Raw genomic sequence first — 24193 nt, 5'->3', positions numbered from 1 at the left:
GTTTCTCCTAATGTTCGTCACTGATCTGGGATTTAAGCTGCCTGGCCTTGAGCGCATACACGCCAGCTCGCACTATGTGCTCACCCTCGCGCAAACCGCTTTTGATCTCGACCTGGTCATTCAGCTGCTGGCCCAATGCCACCGGCCGCGCCGCAAAAGTCGCCGACTGTGCATGATTTTGCTGTGCGATATAGACATGCGGCATGCCCTGTATCATGACGATGGCATCGGCAGGCACTAGCAGCGCCAGCTGCCCGGCGGCATGGCTTAATACTGCGGTGGCAAACATATCTATGCGCAATTTATGCCCGGGGTTGCGCAGCTCGATACGCGCTTTTACCGTGCGCGTGGTCTTATCCACCATACTCGCCAGATAGCTGACTTTGCCGGTGAATACTTCTTGCGGGTAAGCGCTCACTGTCACGCTGGCGTCTTTGCCTATGGCAATATCCTTCAGGTCTTTTTCCGGCACATCGGCTTCTATCCACACGGTAGAAAGGTCGGCAATGGTGAAGATACTGTCTGTGGTCTTGGCCAGCTCGCCTATCACCGCGTTCTTCTCCAGCACTATCCCGGCAAAAGGCGCCGTCAGCACATAAGTCGAGCCGTTGTGTCTGGCGCTGTTTTCCTTACTCAGGCCGCCATACATGCGCAAACGCTCAGAGTCGGCATAAGCCGCCGACCTGGCCCTTTCCAGCGCAGCCTGCGACTCTATCATTTGCTTTTGCGGCACCACTTTGTCTTCATACAGGCGCGAGATGCGCTCATAGTTGGCGAGTGCCAATGCCAGCTCACTTTGCGAGCTGCGGTACTGCGCACGCGCTTCACCCATCTGTATGCTGTCTATCTCGGCCAGCCGCTGACCGGCAGTCACCTGGTCGCCAAGGTTGGCGATCACTTTGGAGAGTTTGCCCTCAATGCGGGGCGTGACATGGGCCAGTCTGTTCTGGTTGGCCACGATATTGGCGGTGAGAGTGAGCTGGCTTTGCAATGGTTGCAGGCTCACCGCGCCAGTAGCGATACCGAATTGCTCGAGCTCTGCGGCGGTGAATGCCAGCAGCTCGGTCTGTTCATGCTGTGCCGCCTTTTCAGGCGCCTCAGCCTGTGCTGATTGCGCGCTGTTATCAGCGCTACAACCGCTGATGACCAGCAAGGTCATCAGTGCGGCTGTGTGTTTGAATAGTGTGTACATATAGATATCCTGATTAATTGGCTGGCAGGCTGGGCATCAGCCAGCCAGAGAGGTATTCCAGCTCGACCTGGACCAGCCTGATGTCTTTCTGGGCATCGATGATGTCGCGTTGTGCGTCCACGGTCTGCCGTTGCAGGATCAGCAATTGCGGCAGCGCTATCTCGCCATTCTCAAATGCGATCTTGGCCAGTTTGAGATTCTGTTCCAGCCGGGGATATACCTCTTTGTCCAGGCGGCTGACGCGCTCGCGGATATTTTCACGGCGCAACCAGGCAGCCTGGATAGCAGCTTTGGCGTTGCGCGTGAGTGTGGCGCGATTGATCTCGGACTGGGTGAATTCGGCCGTCGCCCGGCCTATGCCGGCACCATTGCGGCGAAACAGCGGCAGCGGCAGCGACAGGCCGACCGAAGTGATATTGTCATCGCCGGCCATGGTCGCCTCCCGGCTGTTGACCAAGCTGACGGTCAGGTCGGGGTATTTTAGAGTTTGCTGTAACTGCAAGCGTGATCTGGCAGCCGATTCTTTGATCAGCAATGATTGCATGGCTGGCCTGGCGGCCAGTTTATCCAGCAAGTCACTCAGCGTGTAGCTGCTGGCAGCCGGCATCAGCTCGCCAGTCACGGCTGGCAAGTCTGTCTCGCCCAGCTGCAAGGTCGCGGCCAGTTGCGCTCTTGCGCGCAGCAGTTGTTCATTCAGGGCACTCAACTGGTTGCGGGCGCGCTCGGTATCGACCACGGCCAGGTTGCCATCCAGCAGGCTGTCTTCACCGGCCTGCACCCGCTTGCGCGACAAGGCGGTGTTTTGCTCTATCAGTGTCAGTATGCGTTGCTCGACCTCTATGCGTTTCTGGATCGCCAGCACAGTGACGAACTGCTCTTCGAGTTGCGCATGCAGGCTACGGTATTCTTCCGCGATATCCAGCGCGATGGCCTGCTGGCTTTGCCGGGCGGCATTTCGGCGCAAGCCCTGTTGCCCGGCGATCTCAAAGGTCTGCGCCACGCCGGCGCCCCACTCACCGCGCCTTGTATCACTCCCTGGGGATTGCTGGATATTGCGCTGGCGCACATCCAGATTCAGCACCGGGTTATAGTAAAGCGGCCCTTGGGCATCCTGAAAGTCACCATCGGCAATGTGCTGGTTAGCGATCTGGCGCTGCAAGTCGGCATTGTTGCCGATCGCTAATGACCAGGCCTGGTCCAGCGCTAAAGCTGCGGCTTGCGATGCTGCGGGTGGAAAGCTTATAAACAGCCATAAGCCAAGGCCGACAATGGCTGCAAATCGTTGCAGCCCTGTCATTATCATAGGCATAAACACAGTGATATCCTCTCTGTAAAGCTAACATATCCAGACGCGCTATTTTCAAAGCGCCCATGAATGGCCAGATTTACAAGAGGATAGGCGGGCGGTACAGACCTTTTAGAAAGGGATAGCTGACGTTATTGCAGGCGATACTGGTGTAACTGCCGCTATCCAGCCGCGGGATGGCGGGTGTGATATCGCCGGAGATCAATCCCAGCAGATGGGCTGAAAAGTGGCAGGCATGATTGCAGGTGGATTCCTGGTGCGGCGGACGGCTGTCATCGGTGCCCTGCTGCAAATGCACATCCAGCATGGCGGTGTTTTCGGGTGCAAATACATCATCAACCAATACCTGCGGCGAGACCGCCCACGCTGACGAGCTTAACAGCGAGAGCAGCGCGATAAAGGCAAATAGTTTTTTGATGAAAGGATGCATGCCAGGCCAATTTATCAATAACATTTGCAATAGTCAAGAAATCGACTGTCAGTCAGGCACTGGGGGCGTCGATGCAGCATTTATCAGCGGCTTTCATCAGCGGATTAAAAGTATTATTTAGATAAATATTTAACCAGGATGAATAAAGGAGTAAGCTGGCTTTTTGTATGATTGCCTGCAGTTTTGCGACGGGCTTGCAGTATCAGAAATCATTGGGTGCCGGGGTGTCAGACTGCCGTGTGTGTGAGTAGTTTGGAACAATGATAGCGGGGGAGGAAAGCCAAATGCGTTTTGAAAGCATAGCCACGGATGAGCTTATCCGTATCGCCCATGCCGGACTGGGCTTTAAGCTGAGTGCCAGCAGCAAACCGCTGGCCGATCTTCTCAGGATCGCCGATGCCGCCAAAGACAAAGGCGCTACCATCACGTTCACTGAATTCGACAACCTGAGTGAATACGATATCAAACGCATACTAGTGGCTAGTGAAGGTCACGTGTTGTTTGACCATTGAGTTCTGGCCATCAAGCCTTGAACGCGTGCAGTGCGCATTTACACTTCAATAAAACCGGCAGTGAACGCCAGCACAATCAGCACCGCGATTACTACGCCCATCAAACTCTTATTGGAATGATATTCACCCCACTCGATGTTATAAGGCAAAGTGCGCACGGCACTCACTGCAGCCAGCACGACAAATACAATCAGCAGAGTACTAATCATGGTGTTCTCCTGCAAATCAATTCAGGCATGGCCAGTCAGCCTGGCGGTTTCGGCCTTGAATTCGTTAAAGTTTAATGATGCTTCATCATCGCGAATTCAGACAGATACCGCTATACAATTTAGGCTGAATATTTTGTAGGAAAGTTCAGACAAGCATTTTTTGCGGTCCACTGCATGTGTGGCGGTTATCACATGAATCAATGGTTCCGGCTAAGACTCTGTCGCCTTGCGCGCTTTCAGATGATTGATCGCCAGCGCCTGTTTCACCGTGCGTGTACATGACTTGCCTTCACGGTTCTGCAATTTCTCTTCACGCACTGTCGTCTGCCTGGAAGAGGCTACGCCCTCCCTGCTATCAAGGCTGGTCGGCTCTATCCATGACGGTTCAAAACGTGTTTTTTCTAACATAGCGATCTCCTTGCATGATGCCTCTGCCGTATACAACATTGCTTACTTAAGGGAACTGATACAGTTGGAACAGCAGTGACAGGTAGATGTATAGCGCTATACATCACGATTGATAGTAGTTTGCGTACTTGTGTACAGGCTACGCGAGACTGCCTAGCCGCTCTGTCGGCGATTTAAGGAAACCGGCGTAGGAATCCTCAACATCACTCAATATCATCAGTCGAACTCTTTGCATCCAGCATGATCAAGAATATCTGACAGGTTTTTCAGGTAATCACTGATAAGAAAGTCCGCGCTAAAAACGTATCTTTAAAGCTGCTGATCAATCATATCTGGAGATAACCATGCCGCAATCACTGATAGAACAACATTTTTCCGGGGCAGAGATTCTGGCTGCTGCGGATGAGACCACACACCCGGTGTTTCCTGAAGAGACTCACAAGCCTATCAAGCCGGACCCGGATACGCCTTACCAGCCGACTGAGCCGGCTACGCCCGACGTACAGCCGGACATCATAGGCGATAATCAGGCCCAATGATTGCGTATGAGTGCTTGACGCTGCGACAGTGAACGCTGGCAGCGTGTAGCACTTTTATCAGCAAAGTCCAAGCCGGCTTTTTACTTGTCTGCTACCGCCGCAGTATGAAAGCCGGCTTCCGTCAGCCGGAATGCTTCATCAAGCGCCACTATCCATTCCTGTGCCTTGGCGTATTCAAGGCCGTTCACCAGGTCTTCCTGACTTTTCTGTTTATCGTACCAGACGCTACTTAACTTGCTTGCCAGCAGGGCCTCGCCAGTCAGCAGTTTGAAGTGGTTAACGAATATATCCATCAGTAAGCGCGCACTCACGTCATCGCTATGCAAGGTGTCTTTCTCTACCTGTGGATTAGGCTCTGCCTGATTGATCTGTGTCTCACTCACCATGATTAAGCTCCTGCAAAATTAAGCACCTGTTAACGCCAGAATGATCAGGATCAGCAACACCAGTCCCAATCCTCCACTCGGGTAATATCCCCAGTTGGCGCTATGCGGCCAGGTTGGCAACGCACCGATCACGGCAAGAATCAATATCACTAACAATACGGTACTGAGCATCACACTCTCCTATCACTTTATCTGACTATATAAACGTCATCATGTTGCCGCGAGTTGGCAGAAAGTGTTATGTCACTAAGGCTGAAATGATTGTAGGAATGGGCGCACACACCAGGCATAAGCACTGACTGAAGCTTTATGCCTGCTGGCATACACTCTTTACCTGACATGCATTTTCAGTGTTTTCCTACACGCTTTTCATCCACATCTGACAAATATAAACCGCGTATTTTTGTAGCATTCACCCCAAGCTTGCGCTAAGCATGCATACATTTCAGGGGGCGATAACCAATGGATCTCTCAACATTTCACCTGACCATTCCGCTGTGGGAGATAGTCCTGCGCGGCTCGGTGGTCTACTGGTTCCTGTTTCTTATTTTCAGATCTATCCTGCGCCGCAGCATGGGTAGTGTAGGTGTCAGTGATTTCCTGTTTGTGGTGATCATTGCCGATGCTTCGCAGAATGCCATGAGTGGAGACGCCAAATCGATCTCAGACGGTCTGGTGCTTATCGTCGTGCTGGTGTTCTGGAACCTGCTGATCGATTTCCTCAGTTTTAAATACACCTGGGTAAGGCGTATGGTAGAGGCACAACCGCTGGTGCTGGTGAAGAACGGCATGCTGCAAAGAAAAGAGATGCGCAAGGAATTCGTCACCAAGGATGAGATCATGGCCAAACTCAGGGAAGAAGGCATAGGCAGCATCGCCGAAGTGAAACAGATGCAGATAGAAATGGATGGCGAGATCAGCGTCATTCGCTTTGACAACGCATGATTTCATAGTAGATTTACTATCCCAGGCTATAAAATAAAAAAAATTAACATTTAATCGCTGTTTACTCTACAGCTTGGCACTCTCGCGCCGATAACCAAGTTATGGAATAAATTGTGAATCAATTTATTTTGTTATGGAAGAAATTGTGTATCAATTTATTTGCTTTCATAAAGCTTCAAGATCGATATCCAACAACATTAACGAAAAAAATAAATTATGTTTATCACTCTTGTATCTCGCGCGTATTTAATCACTTCCAGATCGCACACTCTTATCCCCTGATGCTGAGCGGCCATATTTACCGGCCGCATAAAGTTGACGACGCAGCGATAAGACTGACCTTGTGGAAGGATGTAGCTATATGAATAATCTGTTAAAAATGGGATGGCGTAACAAGCGGGTGCTGACCGGCGTCACTATCCTGCTCATCGTGATCACCGCCTTTGTGTCTATCTTTTTATCGCTGATGATCGCGCAGAACCAGGCCATCTCAAAAGAAACCAGACGCCTGCGCGAGATCACCAGCGGCGTACTCATGCGCATGAGTTCTACCCGTGAGCAATTCACGAATGTGGTCACGCATTTTGCCCATGTGGCAGAAAAAGATGCCTGTGCGCCACAGCATATCCAGAAGATGCAGGAATTCAATATCGCTGGTTTTTTCCTGCAGGCGGTCGCCCATGTCAAAGATAATCGCATCGTATGCTCTTCTATCTCTGAAGTGTTCGACGGCATCACCCTGGGCACCCCGTTCAGGATAGAGCCGGACGGCACCCGCTTGTGGGCCAATATCAAAGTCGCCGACTGGCAGAATCACCACCTGGTAGTGATGGAAAAAGCTGGCTGGGCCATCGTCATGGTTCCCAGTCATGCCATAGAAGCACTGGGCAACTCCGGGGTGGCTGTCGGCATTTTCGGTATCCAGTCGCACAAGCTGTACACCGCCAGAGGCGAGATCGCGGCTGACTGGCTGCAAAGATACCAGGGCAAGCAAGCGCTCACTTTTATAGACAAGGAACGCCATATGCTGGTGTATATGGCGCCTAACCAGCTGAACCTGACCGGCGTGGTGGCCGCCATGCCCTTGAAGGATATCAATGACGACCTGGTATCTTTTATCCAGATACTGATCCCGCTGGCGATGGTGGTAGGGATCTCGCTGGGCGGCATTTTCGTGTATATGCAGCGCACCCGCTATTCGACAAAATCGGCCATCTTGCGTGCACTGGCCAATAACGAGTTCTACCTGGAATACCAGCCCATCATGAATTTGCAGACCAAACTATGCGTGGGTGCAGAAGCCTTGATCCGCTGGAAAACGCCAGACAATAACTTTATCAGCCCGGACACGTTTATCCCTGCCGCAGAGGCTTCCGGCGTCATTTGCCAGATCACCCAGCGGGTGTTCGAGTTAGTGGCTAAAGACATGCACACTGCACTCAACATGCATAAACATTTTCATGTGGGCATCAATATCTCTTCGCACGATATCCGTTCCGGCAAGTTATTACCCATGATAGAGCAGCTGAAAAGATCCACAGGCGCGCAGGGCAGGCAGATCGTGATTGAAGTCACCGAACGCGGTTTCCTTGATGATGATGAAGCCCTGACCACGATTAAAAACATACGCGACTGCGGCGTGATGGTAGCGATAGATGATTTTGGTACCGGCTACTCCAGCCTGTCTTACCTGACCAAATTCCAGCTGGATTACCTCAAGATAGACAAGACCTTTGTCGACTCGGTGGGCACCGATGCCGTGACCAGCCATGTGGCTTTCCATATCATTGAGATGGCAAAGACTTTGCAGCTGGACATGGTGGCCGAAGGCGTTGAGACCGAGCAGCAGGCGCAGATTCTACGCGAGCGCGGTGTGAAATATGTGCAGGGCTGGCTGTTCTCTAAATCGCTCAAGCGCAAAGATTTTTACAGCTACTTGGAAAAACATACGCAAACGCGGACATTGAGCGAGGCGGTTTCTTAACCACAATCACTCAGTACTGTTGAGTCCTGGTCGCTGGAGCTTAAATGCGGCCAGCACATCATCGCTGTTGCTGCCTGATCTCGGCCAGCGTCTGTTTGATCTGTGACTTCAGCTTTTCGTTATCACCTGCCAGCGCCAGGCCCTGCCTGGCTACTGCTTCGGCCTGGCTGGTCTGTTTCTGCGCCAGCAATACATTGGCCAGATTATTATAAGCCGCGGCAGATGCGGGGTGTATCTCTGTCGCCCGTTTGAAACTGCTGGCCGCTAACGGCAGCTCACCGGCAGCATAAGCCGCATTGCCCAGACCCATCAATAACACCAGGTGATCAGGCCATTTTTGCACGGCTGCCTGATAAGCTGTTTTCCTGGCAGCAGCAGGCGCATTTCTTTCATAGGCCACCAGGGCTTGCGCCACATCATCCGCACTGGCACTGGCCGGCAATTGCCCGGGGGCTAATGCGACAAATGCCCAGTGCTCGCTACGCGCCCAGGTGCGCTGAAAAGCACTCAGCGACATCTCCTGGCGCTGATACGGCCCCGAGCGCAACCAGATCAATTCTTTATCGGCGTCGTAGCCGACCACCACCGCATAATGCCAGGAAGGCACCCACGAGAAACCCAGGTTCTGCATCACCACCACCACATTACCAGCTGCGATCTCCTGCATCACCGCCTGTAGTTGCGGCGGGATCTGTACCGCGATCGCACCATGACGCCTGGCGGCAGCCAGCATCTCGATCTGCAGGCTGCCCTGGCGGCTGGGCACATACACTTCCGGCGTCAATTGTTCGGGCGTGACGGTGAGATGCACCGCATTTAGCGCAGTCGCCAGCGCGGCCGGGCCACACTGGTATTGCTCCTGCGGGAAGAAAGGCGTTTGTGTCAGCTCGGCATGGCGCGGCAGCTGGGTGTTCTGCGTGGCCTCGCGTACCCCGGTAGCGGCACACGCGGTCAGCAGGCACAAAAAAGCCAGCATGCAACAACGGTACAGTCTGGCTTTCAAGTCGTTCATAGCTTCAGGTGCTCCATCCCGCAAAGTGATCTGCGAGATGATAAAGCATTAACGTACTGAACGTGTGAACGGGAAGATCTTGGTGAAACCAAGGATATCTGTCAGCAACAATACCAGGAACACCAGCACGATGGCACCTATGATGCCGCCGCCAGCCGGGGCCTTATCCATCTCTGTCGCCAGTTTGCTGGCTTCGTCATCGTTCAGCGCTGCCACGCGTGATTTGGCTTCCACAGGGTCGATGCCGCGTGCCACCAGCGCAGATTGCACTTCATCACGCGAGAGCATGGCGACGATCTTGGCCCTGTCCTGTTCACCTTTGGCGGTGATGGCTGATTCTGCCACCTGCTCGGTACCTATCATGGCAGCCTGCACGGTTTGAATGGAGCCGGTGAAGAAAATTGAGAGCGCCAGGAAAGCGCTTAAGAAACGTTTAGCCATGATCATGATGTACTTCCTTTTTTAAAGTGGACACAGAGATAAAAACTGGCTCAGACATTGCTGCCCAAGCCAGTTGAATAAGGTTTTTCCTACAGCCTGCCGGTTAAAGCGAGTATCAGCAGGATAAGCACTACCAGTCCCAGCCCGCCACTTGGGTAATATCCCCAACCTGAGCTATAAGGCCAGGCAGGCAAGGCGCCAACCAGGGCAAGAATAAGAATCACAAGCAGGACAGTTCTAAGCATAGCGGTCTCCTTGACTTCAAACTATTGCCGGAAAGCGAGCAATTTTGTTTTGAGTTATTAAAATTTATTGAGGCTCAATCATGCAGGCATGCCATTAAACCCGCTATGCAGTTATTGCTGAATTAAATGTAGGAATATTCCGATAGCAGAATCTGTGCTTGACGGGATTTAATATGCATTTATAATGCACATTAAATCAACCAAGGAATATGTGTGCAACTCACGCGCTTTTCAGATTTAGGCTTGCGGCTGCTGATGTATCTGGCAGTCAATGACAGGCAATCGCCCCCGGTCACGGTGGCTGAGGTGGCCCTGCAATTTAAAATGGCGCGCAATCACCTGGTCAAGGTGTCTGCCACCCTGACCAGACATGGCTATATACGCTCGCTGCGCGGGCGCACCGGCGGCATCGAGCTTGCCCGCCCTGCCGAACAGATCAAGGTCGGCGACCTGGTCAGGTTGCTGGAAGGTTCGGAACACCTGATCGATTGCGCATCCCTGCACTGCGTGCTGAATCCGGCATGCGGGCTTAAATCTGCGCTCAGCCATGCACTGGATAGTTTTTACGACACATTGAACACCTATACCCTGGCCAGCATCCTCAAGGGCAGGTCCACGGATGCGATACAGACTCTGCAATACGACTATATAAGACTAGTAGTTTGAGGACAGGTAGTCTAACAAGATGCCTGGGCGACACTGCCCATTTTTTTGATGTTTAAATATGCATTTTTTATGCATAATATAAAAGGAGAGAGTGATGTTTTCTGAAAGCGCAGTTCCCTATATCAAAGCCAGTGTGCCTGTCTTGCGCGAGCACGGCGTGCAGATCACTACCGTGTTCTACGCCAACCTGTTCAAGGCGCATCCGCAACTGCTGAATGTGTTCAATATGCGTAACCAGGCCGATGGCATACAGCAGCAATCACTGGCGGCAGCGGTGTTTGCCTATGCGGCCAACTTTGAAAATCCTGAGGCGCTGGCGCCGGTGATCACGCGCATAGTGCATAAACATGCCTCTCTTGGCATCACTGCCGACCTTTACCCTATCGTGGGCACGCATTTACTGGGCGCTATCAAGGAAGTGCTGGGCGAGGCCGCCACCCCTGAACTGATAGATGCCTGGGCAGAAGCCTACGGCGCGCTGGCCGCTGCCCTGATCGCCGAAGAAAAAAAACTCTACGGCGACACAGTGGCACCAGGCGCGCTGAGTCAGGTGCAGGTGGCAGAAGTCATTGCGCAAAGCCCCACCGCAAAAACCTTCAGGTTACAGCCACTGGGCCAGGCTGCAGTGCCGGCATATATCCCCGGCCAATACATCAGCGTCTACGTCACGTTTGACGATGGCCAGCGCCAGCCCAGACAATACAGCTTGTCTGATGCACCTGGCAAAAACAGCTTGTCCATCACCGTCAAGAAAGAGCATCTCACCGGCACGGCGGCAGATAAATCCGTCTCCAACTGGCTGCATGACCATCTCAAAGTGGGTGACACGCTGGACGTCAGCCACCCTTATGGCGAGTTCGCCATCCAGGCCAGGCACGATAAGCCTATCGTCATGCTGGCGGCGGGCGTGGGCATCACCCCCATGATCTCGGCGCTGAACCACCTGGCCAAAGTCAGCCCGCAACACCCTGTGCACCTGTTGTATGCGGTGCGCTCACCAGAGGAATATCTGCACCGCGCTGATATCGAACAGGCGATGGCATCTATGCCGCAACTGAACTTCAAGCTGTATACCGGCCAGGCAGCAGACGCTCCCGGCAGGCTGACGGTTGCCGATATCCCGCCTGCCGTGCTTAAACAGGCAGAGATCTATATGTGTGGGCCTAGCGGTTTTATGCAGGCGCAGAAACAGCGTTTAGTCGAATCAGGCGTTGCCGCCGCCAGTATCCATAAAGAAGTGTTCGGGCCGGATCTGCTCGAAGCGCTGGTTTAACAACGCTGGTTTAACAATGCTGGTGTAGCAGCGAGCGCAAAGGCCTGGCAACCTGGCCTTTGCCTGGCCTTTGCCTGATATGCGCAGCAGGCTGATGACCTGGAAAGCGTTATTAACATATTCGCTGCAATTTTGAATCTTTTGTGAAATCAGCAGAAATAAGCGTTTCTGGTTTAAGTTAGCGGCCATGGCATACGTTATTGCTAGTGAATTGTAATCAATAGATAAGTCAGCGCATGCTCGCCCACAAAAAGAATACCCCTATGGATAGAACCGCACAATCAATCGCAAACCTGGCTTACAGCTGGGGCGCCAAGTGGGCAGATGATCAGCGCCGGCTATTTGAAAGCAGCCGTGATGTGCACTCGCAGGCTATCCTGGATATTCTGCTCAATCGCAACCTGACTTCGGTCTACCAGCCTATCGTGTCATTGCAGAGTGCCGATATTTACGGCTTTGAGGGCCTGATACGCGGCCCGGCGGCGACCAGCCTGCACGCGCCGCTGGATCTGTTCGATGCCGCCAAAGAACAATTGTTTTTGCCGGAAATGGAGCACCTTAGCCGCCAGATCGTGCTCGAGAATTACGCCGCCACCTGCAAGACGCGCAAGCTGTTTCTCAACAGCACGCCGGAAATGTTGCTGATGTCGGCCCCCAACAAGGGCGAGACCCTGGCCTATCTGGCCAGCCTGGGGCTGGAACCCAAACAGATCATTATCGAAGTCACCGAACAGACGCGTAACATGGATTACGGCCTGCTGCGCGAAGCGGTGCAGTATTACCGCAATATCGGTTTTGAGATCGCCATGGATGACCTGGGCGAAGGTTTTTCCAGCTTGCGACTGTGGTCAGAACTGAAGCCGGACTACGTCAAGATAGACAAGCACTTTATCCGCAATATCCATCTCGATCAGGTCAAGTTCGAGTTCGTACGCTCTATCCAGCAGATAGCGCAGAACTCCGGCGCCAAGGTGATCGCCGAAGGCATAGAAGCCTATGAAGAGCTGTGCATCATCAAAGACCTCAAGATAGACTTCGGCCAGGGCTATTTTCTCGGGCGGCCGGAAGCCGAGCTGATACTGTCTATAGATGCAGAGGTAAAGAAACAACTGGTGAGGAACACCCTGCATCTTTACCAGAATAACTATGTGGCGCTAGATCACCGTTCCAACGTCAACAAGTTATTAAAGTACATCCCGCCTATCCCGGCCGACATGACCAACAACGAAGTCATGCGGCTGATAGAGTCCGACAACAGCATACATATGCTGCCGGTGGTCGATGGCGAGATCCCTATCGGGCTGATCACACGCTACGCCATGATAGATAACCTGGCGCGGCCTTACCGCCGTGAGCTATACGGCAACCGCCGCTGCGCCGAGACCTTTATGGATGCCCATCCGCTGATCGTGGAGAAATCCATGAGCCTGAAGGCACTCAGCGACATCATCGCCGAAGAGGCGCAGCATTTCAGCAATGGTTTTATCATCACCGACAACGGCCGCTACCTCGGCATAGGCCGCGGGCAGGACCTGTTGCGCGAAGTGACGCAGATGCAGATCAACGCCGCGCGCTACGCCAACCCTATCACCCTGTTGCCCGGCAATGTGCCCATCAATGAGCAGCTGGAGCGCCTGCTGGCGTCTGAGTGCAAATTCTGCGTCTGCTATTTTGATCTGGATACTTTCAAGCCATATAACGATATTTATGGCTTTCGCCGTGGCGATGAGATCATCAGCTATACCGCCAAACTGCTGCTTGACCATGTGGACCAGCATTTTGATTTTGTCGGCCACATAGGCGGTGATGATTTTATTGTGATCTTCCAGAGTGAAGACTGGCAGGCGCGCTGTAAAAAGATCCTGGCCAGCCTGGAAAAAGATATTGCCGCCTTTTATGACGAGGCGCACAAGGCGGCCGGTGGCATAGTGGCTGAAGACCGGCAGGGTAAAGTGGTGGAGTATCCGTTTGTCAGCCTGTCTATAGGGGCAGTGAAAGTAAAACCGGGCAAATACAGGTCACAGCATGAGCTGTCTTCTGCTGTCAGCCTGGCGAAAAAACAAGCCAAAAAGATCCTCGGCAACAGCCTGTTTATCGAGCGGCGGGCTTAACAGCAAAAAAGGCGAAGCATGCTTCGCCTTGTTTAATGCTGCCAGCTGATCAACGTACGAATAAAGCGATCAGGATGATGATAGGGATAGGGATACCGATAAAGTACAGCAGTAATGAGCGCATATGACCTCCGCATTAAACATTAAAATTGAGCCTGCCTTTTAAGTGCTTATCCCTGCAGTTGCCAGGCATAAGCACTGTTATCAGTCAGCGTACAAATAGGGCGATCAGAATGATCAGTGGAATAGGCACGCCTAAAAAAAACAGTAGTAATGAACGCATTTTAAATCTCCCGCAAAATTAACAATATTGAGTAGGCTGGCATTGAGAAGGATAGCAAGCCCGATTACGCATCACGGCAGCGACCACCCCAGGTAGCAGCCAGGCTGGCTGAGAATGCACCGATCAGCAATGAAACAAACAACCACAATGTGATCCCTACAGAAGCCTTGCGCGCTTTATCAGCAGCTTCCTTGGCTTTGGTTTCGGCTTCTTTCGCTTTAGTCTGCACGTTGTTGTAGATCTCTTTCACGCGTGTCTCAGCTTCCTGCTGGGTCAGATTGGTATGCTGGGAGATCAATTGCGCAACATAGCTGGTATCTTCAGCTGACAAAGCACCGTTCGCCAGTGAAGTGGCGAAGATACGCCCTACCTCAGCTGTCGGCAGTTCTGTCGCCTGTACAGTGTTAGTCGCATGATGAGCGGCAGCATGCTGGTGGTCAGTCGCCGGGTCGTGGTCAGGCGTATCGGTCACCGCAGTGCTGGCATTCGGTCTGAACAAGGCATCGACAAAATAAGCGGAAGCGTCACTACCCTGATCGCCGGCCTGGTTATCAGCGGCACCATTTGCTGCAGCGGCACTATGCGCTGCAACTGCACCTGCTGCTGCCGCACCACCGGCTACGCTGGCCGTCGCCTGCACACCAGTGCTGACTACCGAACCGATCACACTGGTCAGCAAGGCAGCCGTTGCCAGTGTGGCGATACCCCAGGCGATAAAGCCATGCGCAGTATCACGGAAATACACCTCATCCGCGTCAGTATCCTGCCAGCGCACACGCAGTCGGCCAGTCAGATAACCGCCCAGGCCAGAAGCCAGTGCTTGCGTCACTGTGATCCAGATAATGGCGGCAATGCCAAAAGTGGCGGCCGTCACCCCATCATGCGCCCACGGCGAGATGGAAGACAAGCCAAGGCCGGTGCCCAGCAGAAAAAGAATCAGCGACAGCACCGCCGCAGCGACTGCGCCCAGCAGGATGGCAGACCAGGAGATGGCACTGCCATTAATAGCATTCACCTGAGTGAGATTACTTGTGCGACCCGCTGACGGGTCAGTGGATAAAATAGCTTGTGCCATGATGTAGCTCCATAAATTTATAATTAAGTTTTTGTTTCAACTGGTACAAACTGCTTTCAGGGCTGCTTTGAAACCGGGCCTTTGCCCAGGCTCAAACCAAGCCTATCAGCGACAAGATCAGCATTAGAACAAGTGCTGATCCTATGATCCCGATCGGGTAATAACCCCATTTGGTACTGTACGGCCATGCTGGCATTGCAAAAAATAAAGCCACTATCAGTAGCCCGATCAACACATCCCCAACCATGATCCCTCCAAAAATCAAATAAATTAATAAAAGATTAACCGCTGGATTGCGCTTGCTGCATGCAGTAAAACCGCAACCTTTTCACTAGCAGGGCATGCGTGTCATGCCCAGTAGAATGAGGCTCAATCATGCGGATTTATCACAGCCTGCTCCATACAATTTCTACTGAATTTTTTGTAGGAATCGTCGGACGCAATACGGCTGCGCCAGGGGTGGTCTTAAGAGGTGCCAGATGCTTTCGGGCGTGAATTTTTATTGCTGCCAGCGTGGGCGTAAAAATGAGAGCTTCATACCACTGTCATAAAAGCATGTTTGCAAGTGACTGATTCTGAATTATTTTTTTGAAAAAAACGCCAATTCATGAACGCTTAAATTAACATATGAAAAGATACTGTGATTGCTGAAAAATAAGCGTATATTGAACTTTCACCTCTCGAAAGCAGTGTTAAAACTCGCTTCTCTTTGTAGCCGTTAAGGCCCATACATCAGAGTAGTTGTCTTAAATTGTTTAATGTAGATCTCCCTCTCGTGCTCCCCTGGTAGTTTGCTTACTGCTGCAGCATGCGAATGATTTCGCTGGCTAACGTAACACGCAGTTCGCGTGGGCATATCAGTGGTTGCTGTTTTATTCATCCATTCTTCTCCCCCGCTTAAACCTAGAAAAGGTCAAGTTATGGATGAAAATATATTGTTCAGTCATGCTGATATAAAAGTCAGTCTCCAGCATTTGAATGTGCATGGCAAAAGCTATGCCATCGCCGACATTCACCAGGTCGAGGCCAGGCTGGTAGAACCCAAACGCATCGCGGCGTTGATTCTGTTTTTTTGTGGCATAGCATTGCTGCTGGACGAAGGCAGTCTGTTTGCACTAGGAGGCTTTTGTGTATTGCTGGGAATCGTTTTATGGGTTGCTGGCGGCGCCAAATACTCAGTGGTGATCCATACTGCTGGCGGAGAACATTGCGTGCTCACCAGCGATGACCGTTTGTTTACCGAAAAGGTGATACACGCGCTAGATACCGCCATGCAGCCTGCGACACAGCCCAGAGTGAATATCCCGGCTGGCCAGCAACCGGCTTACAGTGATATCAGTCTGGGCGCTTCATAGCGCTATTTCTGATTTAAGCTGCTGATGCATACAGGCGAGCAGGCCTGTTTCAGGCTGGCTGGGAGATGCCTATCAGTGCTTCTGTCGCCACCGAGCTATCTGTAAGCGCCAGATCAGCCAGCGAGACAATACCGACTAATTGATATTCGCTGTTCAGCACCGGCAATCTGCGCACCTGAAAACGCTGCATATAGCGCGCTGCATCCTCTACTGTCTGGTCGTCATACATATATTTAGCTTCGGTACCCAGTAGCTGGTTGATCCTGGTCTGATCCAGCGACAAGCCCTGGGCCACCGCGCGTATGGTGATATCCCTGTCGGACAGCATGCCTATCAACTCACCGTGCTCGCAGATAGGCAATATGCCTAAATCATGCTCTGCCATGAGTTGCGCGGCGCTGCGCAGGGTGTCGTCAGGCGAGGCGACGATCACTTCCGGGGTCATTATCTGGCTTATCAGCATGCTTGTTTCCTTATTCAATTCCGTTGTGCCAGCTTTCAGAGGTAGAAGTTAAAGCACCGTTAAGACACAGTTTAACGGTGCACCTGCCTGCTGATTATCCGCACCCGGCTGATAGCCGCGTAAGACTTTGATGCAAATGCCCGCAGATTCATCTGACACACAGACTTAATCAACCGTGACCAGTTGTTTATCGTCCATGGATTTCGCACCGGGTATCAGTATCACTTTGCGGCAGTTTTCCTGCTTGTTGTTAAAGATGTCGTAGCCCCTGGCGGCATCTTCCAGCGACATGCGATGGGTGATGATATCGGCCGGATGCAACCTGCCCTCTTCTATGTGCTCAAGTAATTCGTTCAGGTAGCGATGCACATGGGTCTGGCCCATTTTAAAAGTGATGCCTTTATCAAATGCATCGCCCAACAGAAAGCCGTGAATAAAGCCGGCGTAAACGCCAGGGATGCTAATCACGCCGCCCCTGCGGGTGGCGGCGATACATTGACGCAATACCTGGCCACTGCTGGTCTCCAGTTTCAGGCTGGTCAGCGTCGTTTCTACCAGACTGCCTTTGGCTTCAAAGCCCACGGCATCTATGCTGGCATCTACGCCGCGGTGGCCGGTCTGCTGTATGATCAGCTCTGCCGGGTCATCATTGTCGTCAAAGTTGATGCTGATGGTGTCGTAAGCTTCCTGGGCGAAATCCAGGCGGTACTGGTGGTGATCGACCATGAATATGGTTTCTACACCCAGCATGCGGGCACAGGCTGCAGCCATCAGGCCGACTGGCCCGGCGCCGAAAATGGCGATGCTGGAACCAGGCCCTACATCGGCGTTGAGCAATGCCTGATAACCAGTAGGCAAAATATCGGTGAGAAATAATACCTGCTCATCTGCCAGCGAACCCGGTACTTTAAACGGGCCTACATTGCCATGCGGCACGCGCACCAGTTCAGCCTGCCCGCCCGGCACGCCACCATACAAGTGACTATAGCCAAACAGTGCCGCAGGCGGTTTGATATCCTTTTTATTCAGTGATGCACCCCTATCCGGGTTGGTGGTCTCGCAAGCGGCATACTGGGTTTTCTCACAGAAAAAACAGTGCCCGCAGGCGATCACGAACGGGATGATCACGCGATCACCTTTCTGCACGCTGGTGACGCCGGGGCCTACATCTTCCACCACGCCCATGAATTCATGCCCCAGAATATCGCCATCTTTCACTTCCGGGATCTTGCCGCGATACAGGTGCAGGTCAGAACCGCAAATGGCGGTAGCTGTCACCCGCAAAATCACGTCATCCTCTGCAGTCAGGATAGGGTCAGGCATGTTCTCGACTCGAACATCGTTGCTTCCATGGTAGGTCAGTGCACGCATAGTGCTTCCTTTATAAAGTTAAAATATGCATTGAATGGCCACAAACGAGGAGCGCAGGCCTGCACCACAGCCAATGACAGTCTCAACTTTAAACAGGGGGCAAAATCAGGATAAGACTCTAATCTCTGATTAGTTTGTAGGTGTCGCTAATCTATAGCGGGTGATCCGCGTATATGCAATCAAACACTTGATGTCTGGCTCATCCTGGCTGGCAGAAAATGGCTGCGCCTGACCACGGCCATTTAGCGCAGCCGGTTGGCGATGGCGGCCTCTATCCATTGTTGCAGATGCTCACTGATATGGGCATAGACTTCTTTACTGCTGGCCCCTGGCGGGTCATAAGTGGGGATGATGGTTGATAATTGCCTGCCGTCCGGCAAGCTCATTGTCGTGAAAGGGTCAGGGCCGGCAACAGACTCCTGCTGGTTCTGGTCAAGTAATCTGTGTATGCGTATGCCGAACATGCCTTTGCCACTGTCCAGCGATTGTGCGATCTCATAATTCACCCAGCGGCTGCTGGCAGTCTCTGCCCCTATCAGCACTATAGTACAGCTACGGCCATTGAGTTCCTCGTCTATCCAGTCCATGATGGCTGCCGCATCACCGCGCTTGACGCTTTCCCAGGTGTTATCCCTGGCTGCCTGATTGCCTTCCACCACGCCGATATTGCGCACCATGGAGGCACGCCAGCAATCGCTTTCATAATCAAAGCTGTAGAAGACTCTGCGCGCCATACATTACCCTGTTGATCAAAACCATGCATGGTACTTTAAACCTAAAGGCGCTGAATATCTAACTGAAGATTGTTGGCTGGCCGAATGCCGGTGTAGTGAAGCTTATATGACGGGCAGGCGCTACTGGATAGAGTGGTGACTGGTATAGGAGAAATGCGTATGGAACAGGCGCGCGAAATCGATATCAGCCAGATCGGCCTGCGTGCCATAACCATAGTCCAGGGCCAGGTTCAAAGCAGCACCACCGGGTGAAGGCACCGCCAGCACGCTGGCCTGCGGATGATAATATTTAAAGATGGCATGCTCGGTTTCCACGCCTTCCATGCCACCTATGAACACAGCGCCGCTCAGGTCTGGCCTGGAGAGCATCTGCTTGCGCATCTGCAACACACTGGCTTCACGGTCTCCGGCCACGGCTTCGGTAAACACCACATTGCCGAATTGTTGGTTTTCTTGCGGGTAATCATCCGCAAAAAACCTGCTCTGGTATAACACCACGGCCTCGGCATAATCTACGCCCAGGTCTTCACAAATACTCCACAGCATGGGTGTGATGGCCGGGTGCCCGCCCCAGATGATTTTATGCTGGCGAATCACCGTGAGCAACAATTCACGCACCGCACACTGGATCAGGAAAGGGTTGGCCGTCTCGTGGTAAGTGCCGCGGTGCGTCAACGGCACACTGGCTGAAAGAAATATCGCGCCCATGCTTAATGCCCCCACTTGCTAAATCGCGCATCGGCTTCAGTCGCTTTGATCCAGCTGGCTGATTGCGTATGCGTCTTCAGCCAGTCCAGGTGCGCCAGCCCCTCCTGGTGCAGGCCTATAGGGTCGTAAACCACTGCCACCGGCTGGCCCGGTGTATGCATCACCGCTGCTTGCAGATCGAATGGCACCGGCACGCCAGCGGTCGGGTAGACGGTCAGTTGCTCGCCGTCTGGCAATTGCAGATGCACGGCTTTATGCGCACTGACGCCTAGCATTTTGCCGCCTATGGCCTGGATGGCGATACGGATACTGCTGATCAGATTCACCGAGCGTACCGCATGGTTCTGGCTACGCACTTCTTCCAGTTGCTGGCAAATGCGCACCAGTGCATCGTCAGCCATAAGCCCCGAATCATGCGTGATATCGGTCGCTGCAAGTTTCACCACGCTGGCGGTGGCTGATCTCATTGAAGCACCGGCGTCAGGCCAGCTGACTTTCAACACGCTGATGCCTTTGGCCAGCACGCGGCCGAACTCGGCATTGGTCCAGCGCTGCTCAAAATAGGCAGGCGTGTCCAGCATCAGCAAGACATCGGCATCATACAGGCGGTGCCATGACAAAGCTTCTTCCTCTGCAGCCGGCGCCGTACCCTGGCTATCGAGGAATACATCAAACTGCCGCTCCACCAGCGCATTAAACAATTGCGTCGCCGCTTTCGCGGCCTCATCGCGCCTGTAACTGATAAATACCCGCCGCTGCCTGGGCAATAGACCCACACTTTCCAGAAGAGCGGCGGCAATCATATCGACGCCGGTATCGGCATAGCTCAAGTGATTGAGCGGTTGCAGTATCGCAGGCAGTTCAGCGGCCGCCTTATCCAGACTGGAGACTACCGACAACAGCGGTACCCCGCGTTGCAGCAACTCTTCGAGGCTGGCAGTATCTGCCAGCGGATCGGCAAAAAACACCGCGGCAGCAGGTTGCAGCTGATGCGGTTTAAACGTGGTGGGCAATATCTCCCAGGCCACATCATGGCCTAAGCTGAGATTGAAGGGGGCCAATGCCTGTGCCAGACTTTCGCTGAGTGTACTGATCTGAATATCTGACGGCGCTCCTAGCACCGCGAGCTGATATAAAAAAGTCATTTCAAGGCATTCATATTATTTTCTACCGAAAAAATCATGCATCTAGCGACATTAAAGGTGTACCTGACTAGTCAGCCTATTATTCCACAGCCCGGTCAAACGTGCTGACTCATTATGAAAGCAGCCGCTTTTAATACTCAACCACTAACATATTCAACCACTTAGATAACGCCCACGATAGCCAAGCCTATCAGCGTGACCAACAAAGCCCCTGTGACCCAGGTAGGGCAATAGCCCCACCTGGCGCTGTAAGGCCAGGCAGGCAACAGTGCAAATAAAGCAACGATATTAGAGCCGATCAGAATAGTACCCAACATGAATGATCTCCTTTAACGGTAATCAACGCTGCCGGAACCAACGCAGCAAGATTATGTGATTAGTAATATTGAAGATAAATCATGCGGCATAGCCAACAGCGCTGCTATAGAAGTGAGACTGAACTTGGTGTAAGAATTAACAGTCAACTGAACTATCAGCCAGTAAAAAAATAGTCAGGCATGTTCAGAATCTTCAATCAAGATCACAAAAAATACTTACAATTTCAGGTATTGTAAGAATCCTCCAAAATCCTGACAAAACCAGTTAGACTGCGAGATACAGCAGTCATTTTTCAGTTTAAAACATAAAGATTTAGTGCTTTTAAAAAAAGACACGGTGATCCATGCGCCGGCAACCGAACAACGGAGATAAAAATGAGTCAGGAATCAGCATTGCAACTCGCACAAGTGATCAAAGGCAATGAAGAGGCTTTAGTCGATGAATTGATCTTAACCATGAAAACAAAGCTCGTACGCTTTGACAAAGTGGCAGAATCAGAAATACGGCAACAGGCGGCGCAGTTATTAAAACTGCTGGAAAGCAATATCCCGAAAACAACCATTTACAACCTGAATGAAGGTATCTGGGCCGAAACAAAACAGTTGCTGACCGAGTTTTCTCAATCCAGGGTCAGGCAGGGCTTCTCGCCGGCTGAAACTGCGGGCTTTGTCTTCTCTTTCAAAGAGCCCATCTTTAAACTGCTGCGCACCGTGCTGGCAGATAAACCCCAGCAACTGGCTGAGGAAATGGCCACCACCACCATACTGTTCGATAACCTGGGCCTGTTTACGATAGAGGTCTACCAGAAAGCACGCGAACAGGTCATCCTGCGCCAACAGCAGGAACTGCTCGAATTATCCACGCCGGTAGTGCAACTGTGGCAAAACGTGCTGGCTTTGCCGCTGATAGGCACCCTGGATAGCGCAAGAACCCAGGTAGTGATGGAAAACCTGTTGCAAAAGATCGTCGAAACCGGCGCCCTGATCGCCATTATCGATATCACCGGCGTGCCTACGGTAGATACCCTGGTAGCGCAACACTTGCTGAAAACCATAGCCGCTGCGCGCCTGATGGGTGCCGACTGTATCATCAGCGGTATCCGGCCGCAGATCGCGCAGACCATAGTGCACCTGGGTGTGAATCTGGAAGATGTGATCACCAAAGCCACCCTGGCAGACGCTTTTGTCGTCGCGCTGAAAAAGACCGGCGCATCTGTCACCAGTCCACTAGTGGGTTAAGGGGAAACCATGGAACGCATTCCAATCCTGAGGATGGGCTCGCTGTTACTTGTTACCATTCAGGTCGATATGCATGACCGGCTGGCCATGACCTTACAGGAAGATTTAACCGATCGTATCGTGAGCGACCGCGCCAAAGGCGTGCTGATCGATATTTCTGCACTGGATATCGTTGATTCATTCATAGGCCGCATGATCAGTAACACCGCTGCCATGGCCAAGATCCTGGATGCCAAGACCGTGGTGGTGGGCATGCAGCCCGCTGTCGCCATCACCCTGGTTGAACTGGGCCTGGCCCTGGAAGGTGTGATCACCGCCCTTAACGTGGAGCGTGGCATTGCCATGTTAGAACAGAACACATGAGCCGCTACTCTGGGTGTAAAACAACGGCGCGTGGTGTTTAGATGAAAACAGCAGCAGCAGGCGCGGTAGTGATGCCGTTGTACAGTGACGAGGACGTGGTCCGTTTAAGAAAACTGGTGCGTGAGGAATTGATAGCTCTGGGGTTCGGCATAGTCGACCAGACCAAAATGATCACCGCTGCCAGCGAGCTCGCCCGTAACACGCTCAAATATGGCAAAGGCGGCGAATGTCATTTAAGCAAGCTCAGTGAATCGGCCAAAACCGGCGTTGAACTGTTATTTACGGACGATGGCCCTGGTATTGAGGATGTTGGACTGGCACTGACCGACGGCTATACCAGCGGTGGCGGCCTCGGACTTGGGTTAAGCGGCGCAAAAAAACTTTCTGATGAGTTTCATCTGGAAACACAACCCGGCAACGGCACCCATGTCATCATTAGAAAATGGAAACTCGCGTAATGATTTTCGGAACACAAAGTTGCCATAATATAGGCGAACTCAGCGAAGTTTCATCGGTGCGCAGGGCAGGCGTAGACTTAGGCCGCAAGCTAGGATTCGATGATATACGCGCAGGCGAACTGGCGATCATCATCACTGAAGCGGCGACCAATATCGGCAAGCACGCCAAATCAGGGCAGATCTACCTGCGGCCGATCTCGCAAGGCGACAAACATGGTATAGAGGTGCTGGCAGTAGATTCCGGGCCAGGCATGCTCAATGTGGAGATCAATTTTGAAGATGGCAATTCTTCTACCGGCACGTCTGGTACAGGATTAGGCGCGATCAAACGGCTGGCGCATTTTATCGATATTTACTCAGAATATGATAAAGGCACGGTGCTGCTGATGATCATGTGGGCAGACCCCGCTATCAGCGCGCAAAATTTCTGGGAGATAGGCAATATGTGCCTGCCTATCGCCAGTGAAGATGTGTGTGGTGACTCCTGGACGGCGGTCGGTGCCAGCAATGCGCTGAGTGTAGTGGTTGCCGATGGCCTGGGCCATGGCCAGGGCGCAGCGGATGCTTCTTTATTAGCGGTGCAAGCTCTGCAAGATGATCCCGAGTTATACCCCAACCGCATCATGCAGAACAGCCATCAACTGATGCGCGGCAGCCGCGGTGCAGCCGTCGCCATCGCCAAAGTGGATGTCAGCGCCAATGTGCTGCGTTATTGTGGCGTGGGTAATATCGCCGGCTGTATATTCGGGCCGGAGAGCCGCCAGCACCTGATCAGCCATAACGGCATCGTCGGTAACAATATGCACAAGACGCAGGAGTTCTTACATAAATGGAGCGAAGACGCTATCGTCATCATGCATTCCGATGGCATAGGTACAAAATGGACTTTGGAACAGTATCCGCAACTTGAAAAACGTCATTCATCTGTTATTGCAGCGGTGATACACCGGGACTTTACCCGTGGCCGCGATGACGCCACCATTGTGGTTTTCAAGCGCAACTTAAATTAGGCTTATTTGGAAT

Annotated in this window: 30 protein-coding genes; 12 read left to right on the top strand and 18 right to left on the bottom strand. The window is 52.4% G+C overall.

Annotated elements, in window-relative coordinates:
* Nucleotides 1-7: 7 nt before the first annotated feature.
* From ACT6RZ_RS01145 to ACT6RZ_RS01135, 3 genes are all read right to left on the bottom strand, one after another.
* On the bottom strand, nucleotides 8-1192 hold the full coding sequence (locus ACT6RZ_RS01145) for an efflux RND transporter periplasmic adaptor subunit (RefSeq protein WP_444700354.1): 1185 nt from the start codon (nucleotides 1190-1192) through the stop codon (nucleotides 8-10).
* A 13-nt stretch (nucleotides 1193-1205) separates the two neighbouring features.
* Entirely contained in the window at nucleotides 1206-2489 is a 1284-nt protein-coding gene (locus tag ACT6RZ_RS01140; RefSeq protein WP_444700353.1) for a TolC family protein, read from the bottom strand.
* Between the two features lie 88 nt (nucleotides 2490-2577).
* A complete protein-coding gene (locus tag ACT6RZ_RS01135; protein WP_444700352.1) occupies nucleotides 2578-2928 on the bottom strand; it encodes a hypothetical protein in 351 nt (116 codons plus the stop codon).
* 284 nt (nucleotides 2929-3212) lie between these two features.
* On the opposite strand from ACT6RZ_RS01135, the gene ACT6RZ_RS01130 reads away from it, so the two are divergent.
* Nucleotides 3213-3440: a hypothetical protein gene (locus ACT6RZ_RS01130; protein ID WP_444700351.1), complete on the top strand. Its 228-nt coding sequence runs from the start codon at nucleotides 3213-3215 to the stop codon at nucleotides 3438-3440.
* A 38-nt stretch (nucleotides 3441-3478) separates the two neighbouring features.
* On the opposite strand, the gene ACT6RZ_RS01125 is transcribed toward ACT6RZ_RS01130, so the two are convergent.
* Nucleotides 3479-3649: a DUF3309 family protein gene (locus ACT6RZ_RS01125; protein WP_444700350.1), complete on the bottom strand. Its 171-nt coding sequence runs from the start codon at nucleotides 3647-3649 to the stop codon at nucleotides 3479-3481.
* Between the two features lie 210 nt (nucleotides 3650-3859).
* Nucleotides 3860-4057: a hypothetical protein gene (locus ACT6RZ_RS01120; RefSeq protein WP_444700349.1), complete on the bottom strand. Its 198-nt coding sequence runs from the start codon at nucleotides 4055-4057 to the stop codon at nucleotides 3860-3862.
* Between the two features lie 344 nt (nucleotides 4058-4401).
* Here ACT6RZ_RS01120 and ACT6RZ_RS01115 point away from each other — a divergent pair, with 344 nt between their 5' ends.
* Complete coding sequence (locus ACT6RZ_RS01115; RefSeq protein WP_444700348.1) at nucleotides 4402-4596, top strand: hypothetical protein; 195 nt, start codon at nucleotides 4402-4404, stop codon at nucleotides 4594-4596.
* A gap of 80 nt (nucleotides 4597-4676) precedes the next feature.
* Here ACT6RZ_RS01115 and ACT6RZ_RS01110 read toward each other — a convergent pair whose 3' ends face one another.
* Nucleotides 4677-4982: a hypothetical protein gene (locus tag ACT6RZ_RS01110; RefSeq protein ID WP_444700347.1), complete on the bottom strand. Its 306-nt coding sequence runs from the start codon at nucleotides 4980-4982 to the stop codon at nucleotides 4677-4679.
* Nucleotides 4983-5000: 18 nt separating this feature from the next.
* Nucleotides 5001-5153, bottom strand: a complete 153-nt coding sequence (locus ACT6RZ_RS01105) for a DUF3309 domain-containing protein (RefSeq protein WP_444700346.1) — start codon at nucleotides 5151-5153, stop codon at nucleotides 5001-5003.
* A 291-nt stretch (nucleotides 5154-5444) separates the two neighbouring features.
* Here ACT6RZ_RS01105 and ACT6RZ_RS01100 point away from each other — a divergent pair, with 291 nt between their 5' ends.
* On the top strand, nucleotides 5445-5927 hold the full coding sequence (locus ACT6RZ_RS01100; protein WP_444700345.1) for a DUF421 domain-containing protein: 483 nt from the start codon (nucleotides 5445-5447) through the stop codon (nucleotides 5925-5927).
* Nucleotides 5928-6288: 361 nt separating this feature from the next.
* Entirely contained in the window at nucleotides 6289-7911 is a 1623-nt protein-coding gene (locus tag ACT6RZ_RS01095) for an EAL domain-containing protein (RefSeq protein WP_444700344.1), read from the top strand.
* Nucleotides 7912-7969: 58 nt separating this feature from the next.
* On the opposite strand, the gene ACT6RZ_RS01090 is transcribed toward ACT6RZ_RS01095, so the two are convergent.
* The 3 genes from ACT6RZ_RS01090 to ACT6RZ_RS01080 form a co-directional block, all read right to left on the bottom strand.
* Nucleotides 7970-8923 carry a PA2778 family cysteine peptidase gene (locus ACT6RZ_RS01090; protein ID WP_444700343.1) on the bottom strand — a complete coding sequence of 318 codons (954 nt, stop codon included), beginning with the start codon at nucleotides 8921-8923 and terminating at the stop codon, nucleotides 7970-7972.
* Nucleotides 8924-8971: 48 nt separating this feature from the next.
* Entirely contained in the window at nucleotides 8972-9370 is a 399-nt protein-coding gene (locus ACT6RZ_RS01085; RefSeq protein WP_444700342.1) for a PA2779 family protein, read from the bottom strand.
* Between the two features lie 83 nt (nucleotides 9371-9453).
* Nucleotides 9454-9609 carry a DUF3309 family protein gene (locus tag ACT6RZ_RS01080; protein ID WP_442585401.1) on the bottom strand — a complete coding sequence of 52 codons (156 nt, stop codon included), beginning with the start codon at nucleotides 9607-9609 and terminating at the stop codon, nucleotides 9454-9456.
* Between the two features lie 213 nt (nucleotides 9610-9822).
* On the opposite strand from ACT6RZ_RS01080, the gene ACT6RZ_RS01075 reads away from it, so the two are divergent.
* From ACT6RZ_RS01075 to ACT6RZ_RS01065, 3 genes are all read left to right on the top strand, one after another.
* The gene (locus ACT6RZ_RS01075) at nucleotides 9823-10275 is read left to right on the top strand and encodes an RrF2 family transcriptional regulator (protein WP_444700341.1); all 453 of its coding nucleotides are present in this window, start codon (nucleotides 9823-9825) and stop codon (nucleotides 10273-10275) included.
* Nucleotides 10276-10369: 94 nt separating this feature from the next.
* Nucleotides 10370-11548 carry a globin domain-containing protein gene (locus ACT6RZ_RS01070; protein ID WP_444700340.1) on the top strand — a complete coding sequence of 393 codons (1179 nt, stop codon included), beginning with the start codon at nucleotides 10370-10372 and terminating at the stop codon, nucleotides 11546-11548.
* A 263-nt stretch (nucleotides 11549-11811) separates the two neighbouring features.
* Nucleotides 11812-13659 carry a GGDEF domain-containing protein gene (locus tag ACT6RZ_RS01065; protein WP_444700339.1) on the top strand — a complete coding sequence of 616 codons (1848 nt, stop codon included), beginning with the start codon at nucleotides 11812-11814 and terminating at the stop codon, nucleotides 13657-13659.
* A gap of 347 nt (nucleotides 13660-14006) precedes the next feature.
* Here ACT6RZ_RS01065 and ACT6RZ_RS01060 read toward each other — a convergent pair whose 3' ends face one another.
* Both ACT6RZ_RS01060 and ACT6RZ_RS01055 read right to left on the bottom strand, forming a co-directional pair.
* Nucleotides 14007-15017, bottom strand: a complete 1011-nt coding sequence (locus ACT6RZ_RS01060; RefSeq protein WP_444700338.1) for a hypothetical protein — start codon at nucleotides 15015-15017, stop codon at nucleotides 14007-14009.
* A 91-nt stretch (nucleotides 15018-15108) separates the two neighbouring features.
* Complete coding sequence (locus tag ACT6RZ_RS01055) at nucleotides 15109-15264, bottom strand: DUF3309 family protein (protein ID WP_444700337.1); 156 nt, start codon at nucleotides 15262-15264, stop codon at nucleotides 15109-15111.
* 673 nt (nucleotides 15265-15937) lie between these two features.
* Here ACT6RZ_RS01055 and ACT6RZ_RS01050 point away from each other — a divergent pair.
* A complete protein-coding gene (locus ACT6RZ_RS01050) occupies nucleotides 15938-16372 on the top strand; it encodes a DUF6232 family protein (RefSeq protein WP_444700336.1) in 435 nt (144 codons plus the stop codon).
* A 49-nt stretch (nucleotides 16373-16421) separates the two neighbouring features.
* On the opposite strand, the gene ACT6RZ_RS01045 is transcribed toward ACT6RZ_RS01050, so the two are convergent.
* The 6 genes from ACT6RZ_RS01045 to ACT6RZ_RS01020 form a co-directional block, all read right to left on the bottom strand.
* Nucleotides 16422-16835, bottom strand: coding sequence for a CBS domain-containing protein (locus ACT6RZ_RS01045; protein ID WP_444700335.1), 414 nt, complete (start codon nucleotides 16833-16835; stop codon nucleotides 16422-16424).
* 165 nt (nucleotides 16836-17000) lie between these two features.
* Nucleotides 17001-18206 (bottom strand): zinc-dependent alcohol dehydrogenase, encoded by a 1206-nt coding sequence (locus ACT6RZ_RS01040; RefSeq protein WP_444700334.1) that lies wholly within the window; start codon nucleotides 18204-18206, stop codon nucleotides 17001-17003.
* Between the two features lie 242 nt (nucleotides 18207-18448).
* Complete coding sequence (locus ACT6RZ_RS01035; protein ID WP_444700333.1) at nucleotides 18449-18940, bottom strand: TIR domain-containing protein; 492 nt, start codon at nucleotides 18938-18940, stop codon at nucleotides 18449-18451.
* 120 nt (nucleotides 18941-19060) lie between these two features.
* Nucleotides 19061-19648, bottom strand: a complete 588-nt coding sequence (locus ACT6RZ_RS01030; protein WP_444700332.1) for an SLOG domain-containing protein — start codon at nucleotides 19646-19648, stop codon at nucleotides 19061-19063.
* Between the two features lie 2 nt (nucleotides 19649-19650).
* Complete coding sequence (locus ACT6RZ_RS01025; RefSeq protein WP_444700331.1) at nucleotides 19651-20793, bottom strand: toll/interleukin-1 receptor domain-containing protein; 1143 nt, start codon at nucleotides 20791-20793, stop codon at nucleotides 19651-19653.
* Between the two features lie 161 nt (nucleotides 20794-20954).
* Entirely contained in the window at nucleotides 20955-21110 is a 156-nt protein-coding gene (locus ACT6RZ_RS01020; RefSeq protein WP_444700330.1) for a DUF3309 family protein, read from the bottom strand.
* Between the two features lie 375 nt (nucleotides 21111-21485).
* On the opposite strand from ACT6RZ_RS01020, the gene ACT6RZ_RS01015 reads away from it, so the two are divergent.
* The 4 genes from ACT6RZ_RS01015 to ACT6RZ_RS01000 are packed head-to-tail and all read left to right on the top strand — an operon-like array spanning nucleotide 21486 to nucleotide 24180.
* Nucleotides 21486-22349, top strand: coding sequence for an STAS domain-containing protein (locus ACT6RZ_RS01015; protein ID WP_444700329.1), 864 nt, complete (start codon nucleotides 21486-21488; stop codon nucleotides 22347-22349).
* A 9-nt stretch (nucleotides 22350-22358) separates the two neighbouring features.
* Nucleotides 22359-22712, top strand: coding sequence for an STAS domain-containing protein (locus tag ACT6RZ_RS01010; RefSeq protein ID WP_444700328.1), 354 nt, complete (start codon nucleotides 22359-22361; stop codon nucleotides 22710-22712).
* 41 nt (nucleotides 22713-22753) lie between these two features.
* The gene (locus ACT6RZ_RS01005) at nucleotides 22754-23170 is read left to right on the top strand and encodes an ATP-binding protein (RefSeq protein ID WP_444700327.1); all 417 of its coding nucleotides are present in this window, start codon (nucleotides 22754-22756) and stop codon (nucleotides 23168-23170) included.
* A complete protein-coding gene (locus ACT6RZ_RS01000; protein ID WP_444700326.1) occupies nucleotides 23170-24180 on the top strand; it encodes an ATP-binding SpoIIE family protein phosphatase in 1011 nt (336 codons plus the stop codon). The genes ACT6RZ_RS01005 and ACT6RZ_RS01000 overlap by 1 nt, the downstream gene beginning before the upstream one ends.
* The last annotated feature ends 13 nt before the right edge of the window (nucleotides 24181-24193 follow it).

The sequence above is a fragment of the Methylophilus sp. genome (assembly GCF_052437885.1).
Classification (GTDB): Bacteria; Pseudomonadota; Gammaproteobacteria; order Burkholderiales; family Methylophilaceae; genus Methylophilus.
Note: the sequence above shows the minus strand (reverse complement) of the source record. Positions and strands in the feature narration are given on the sequence as shown.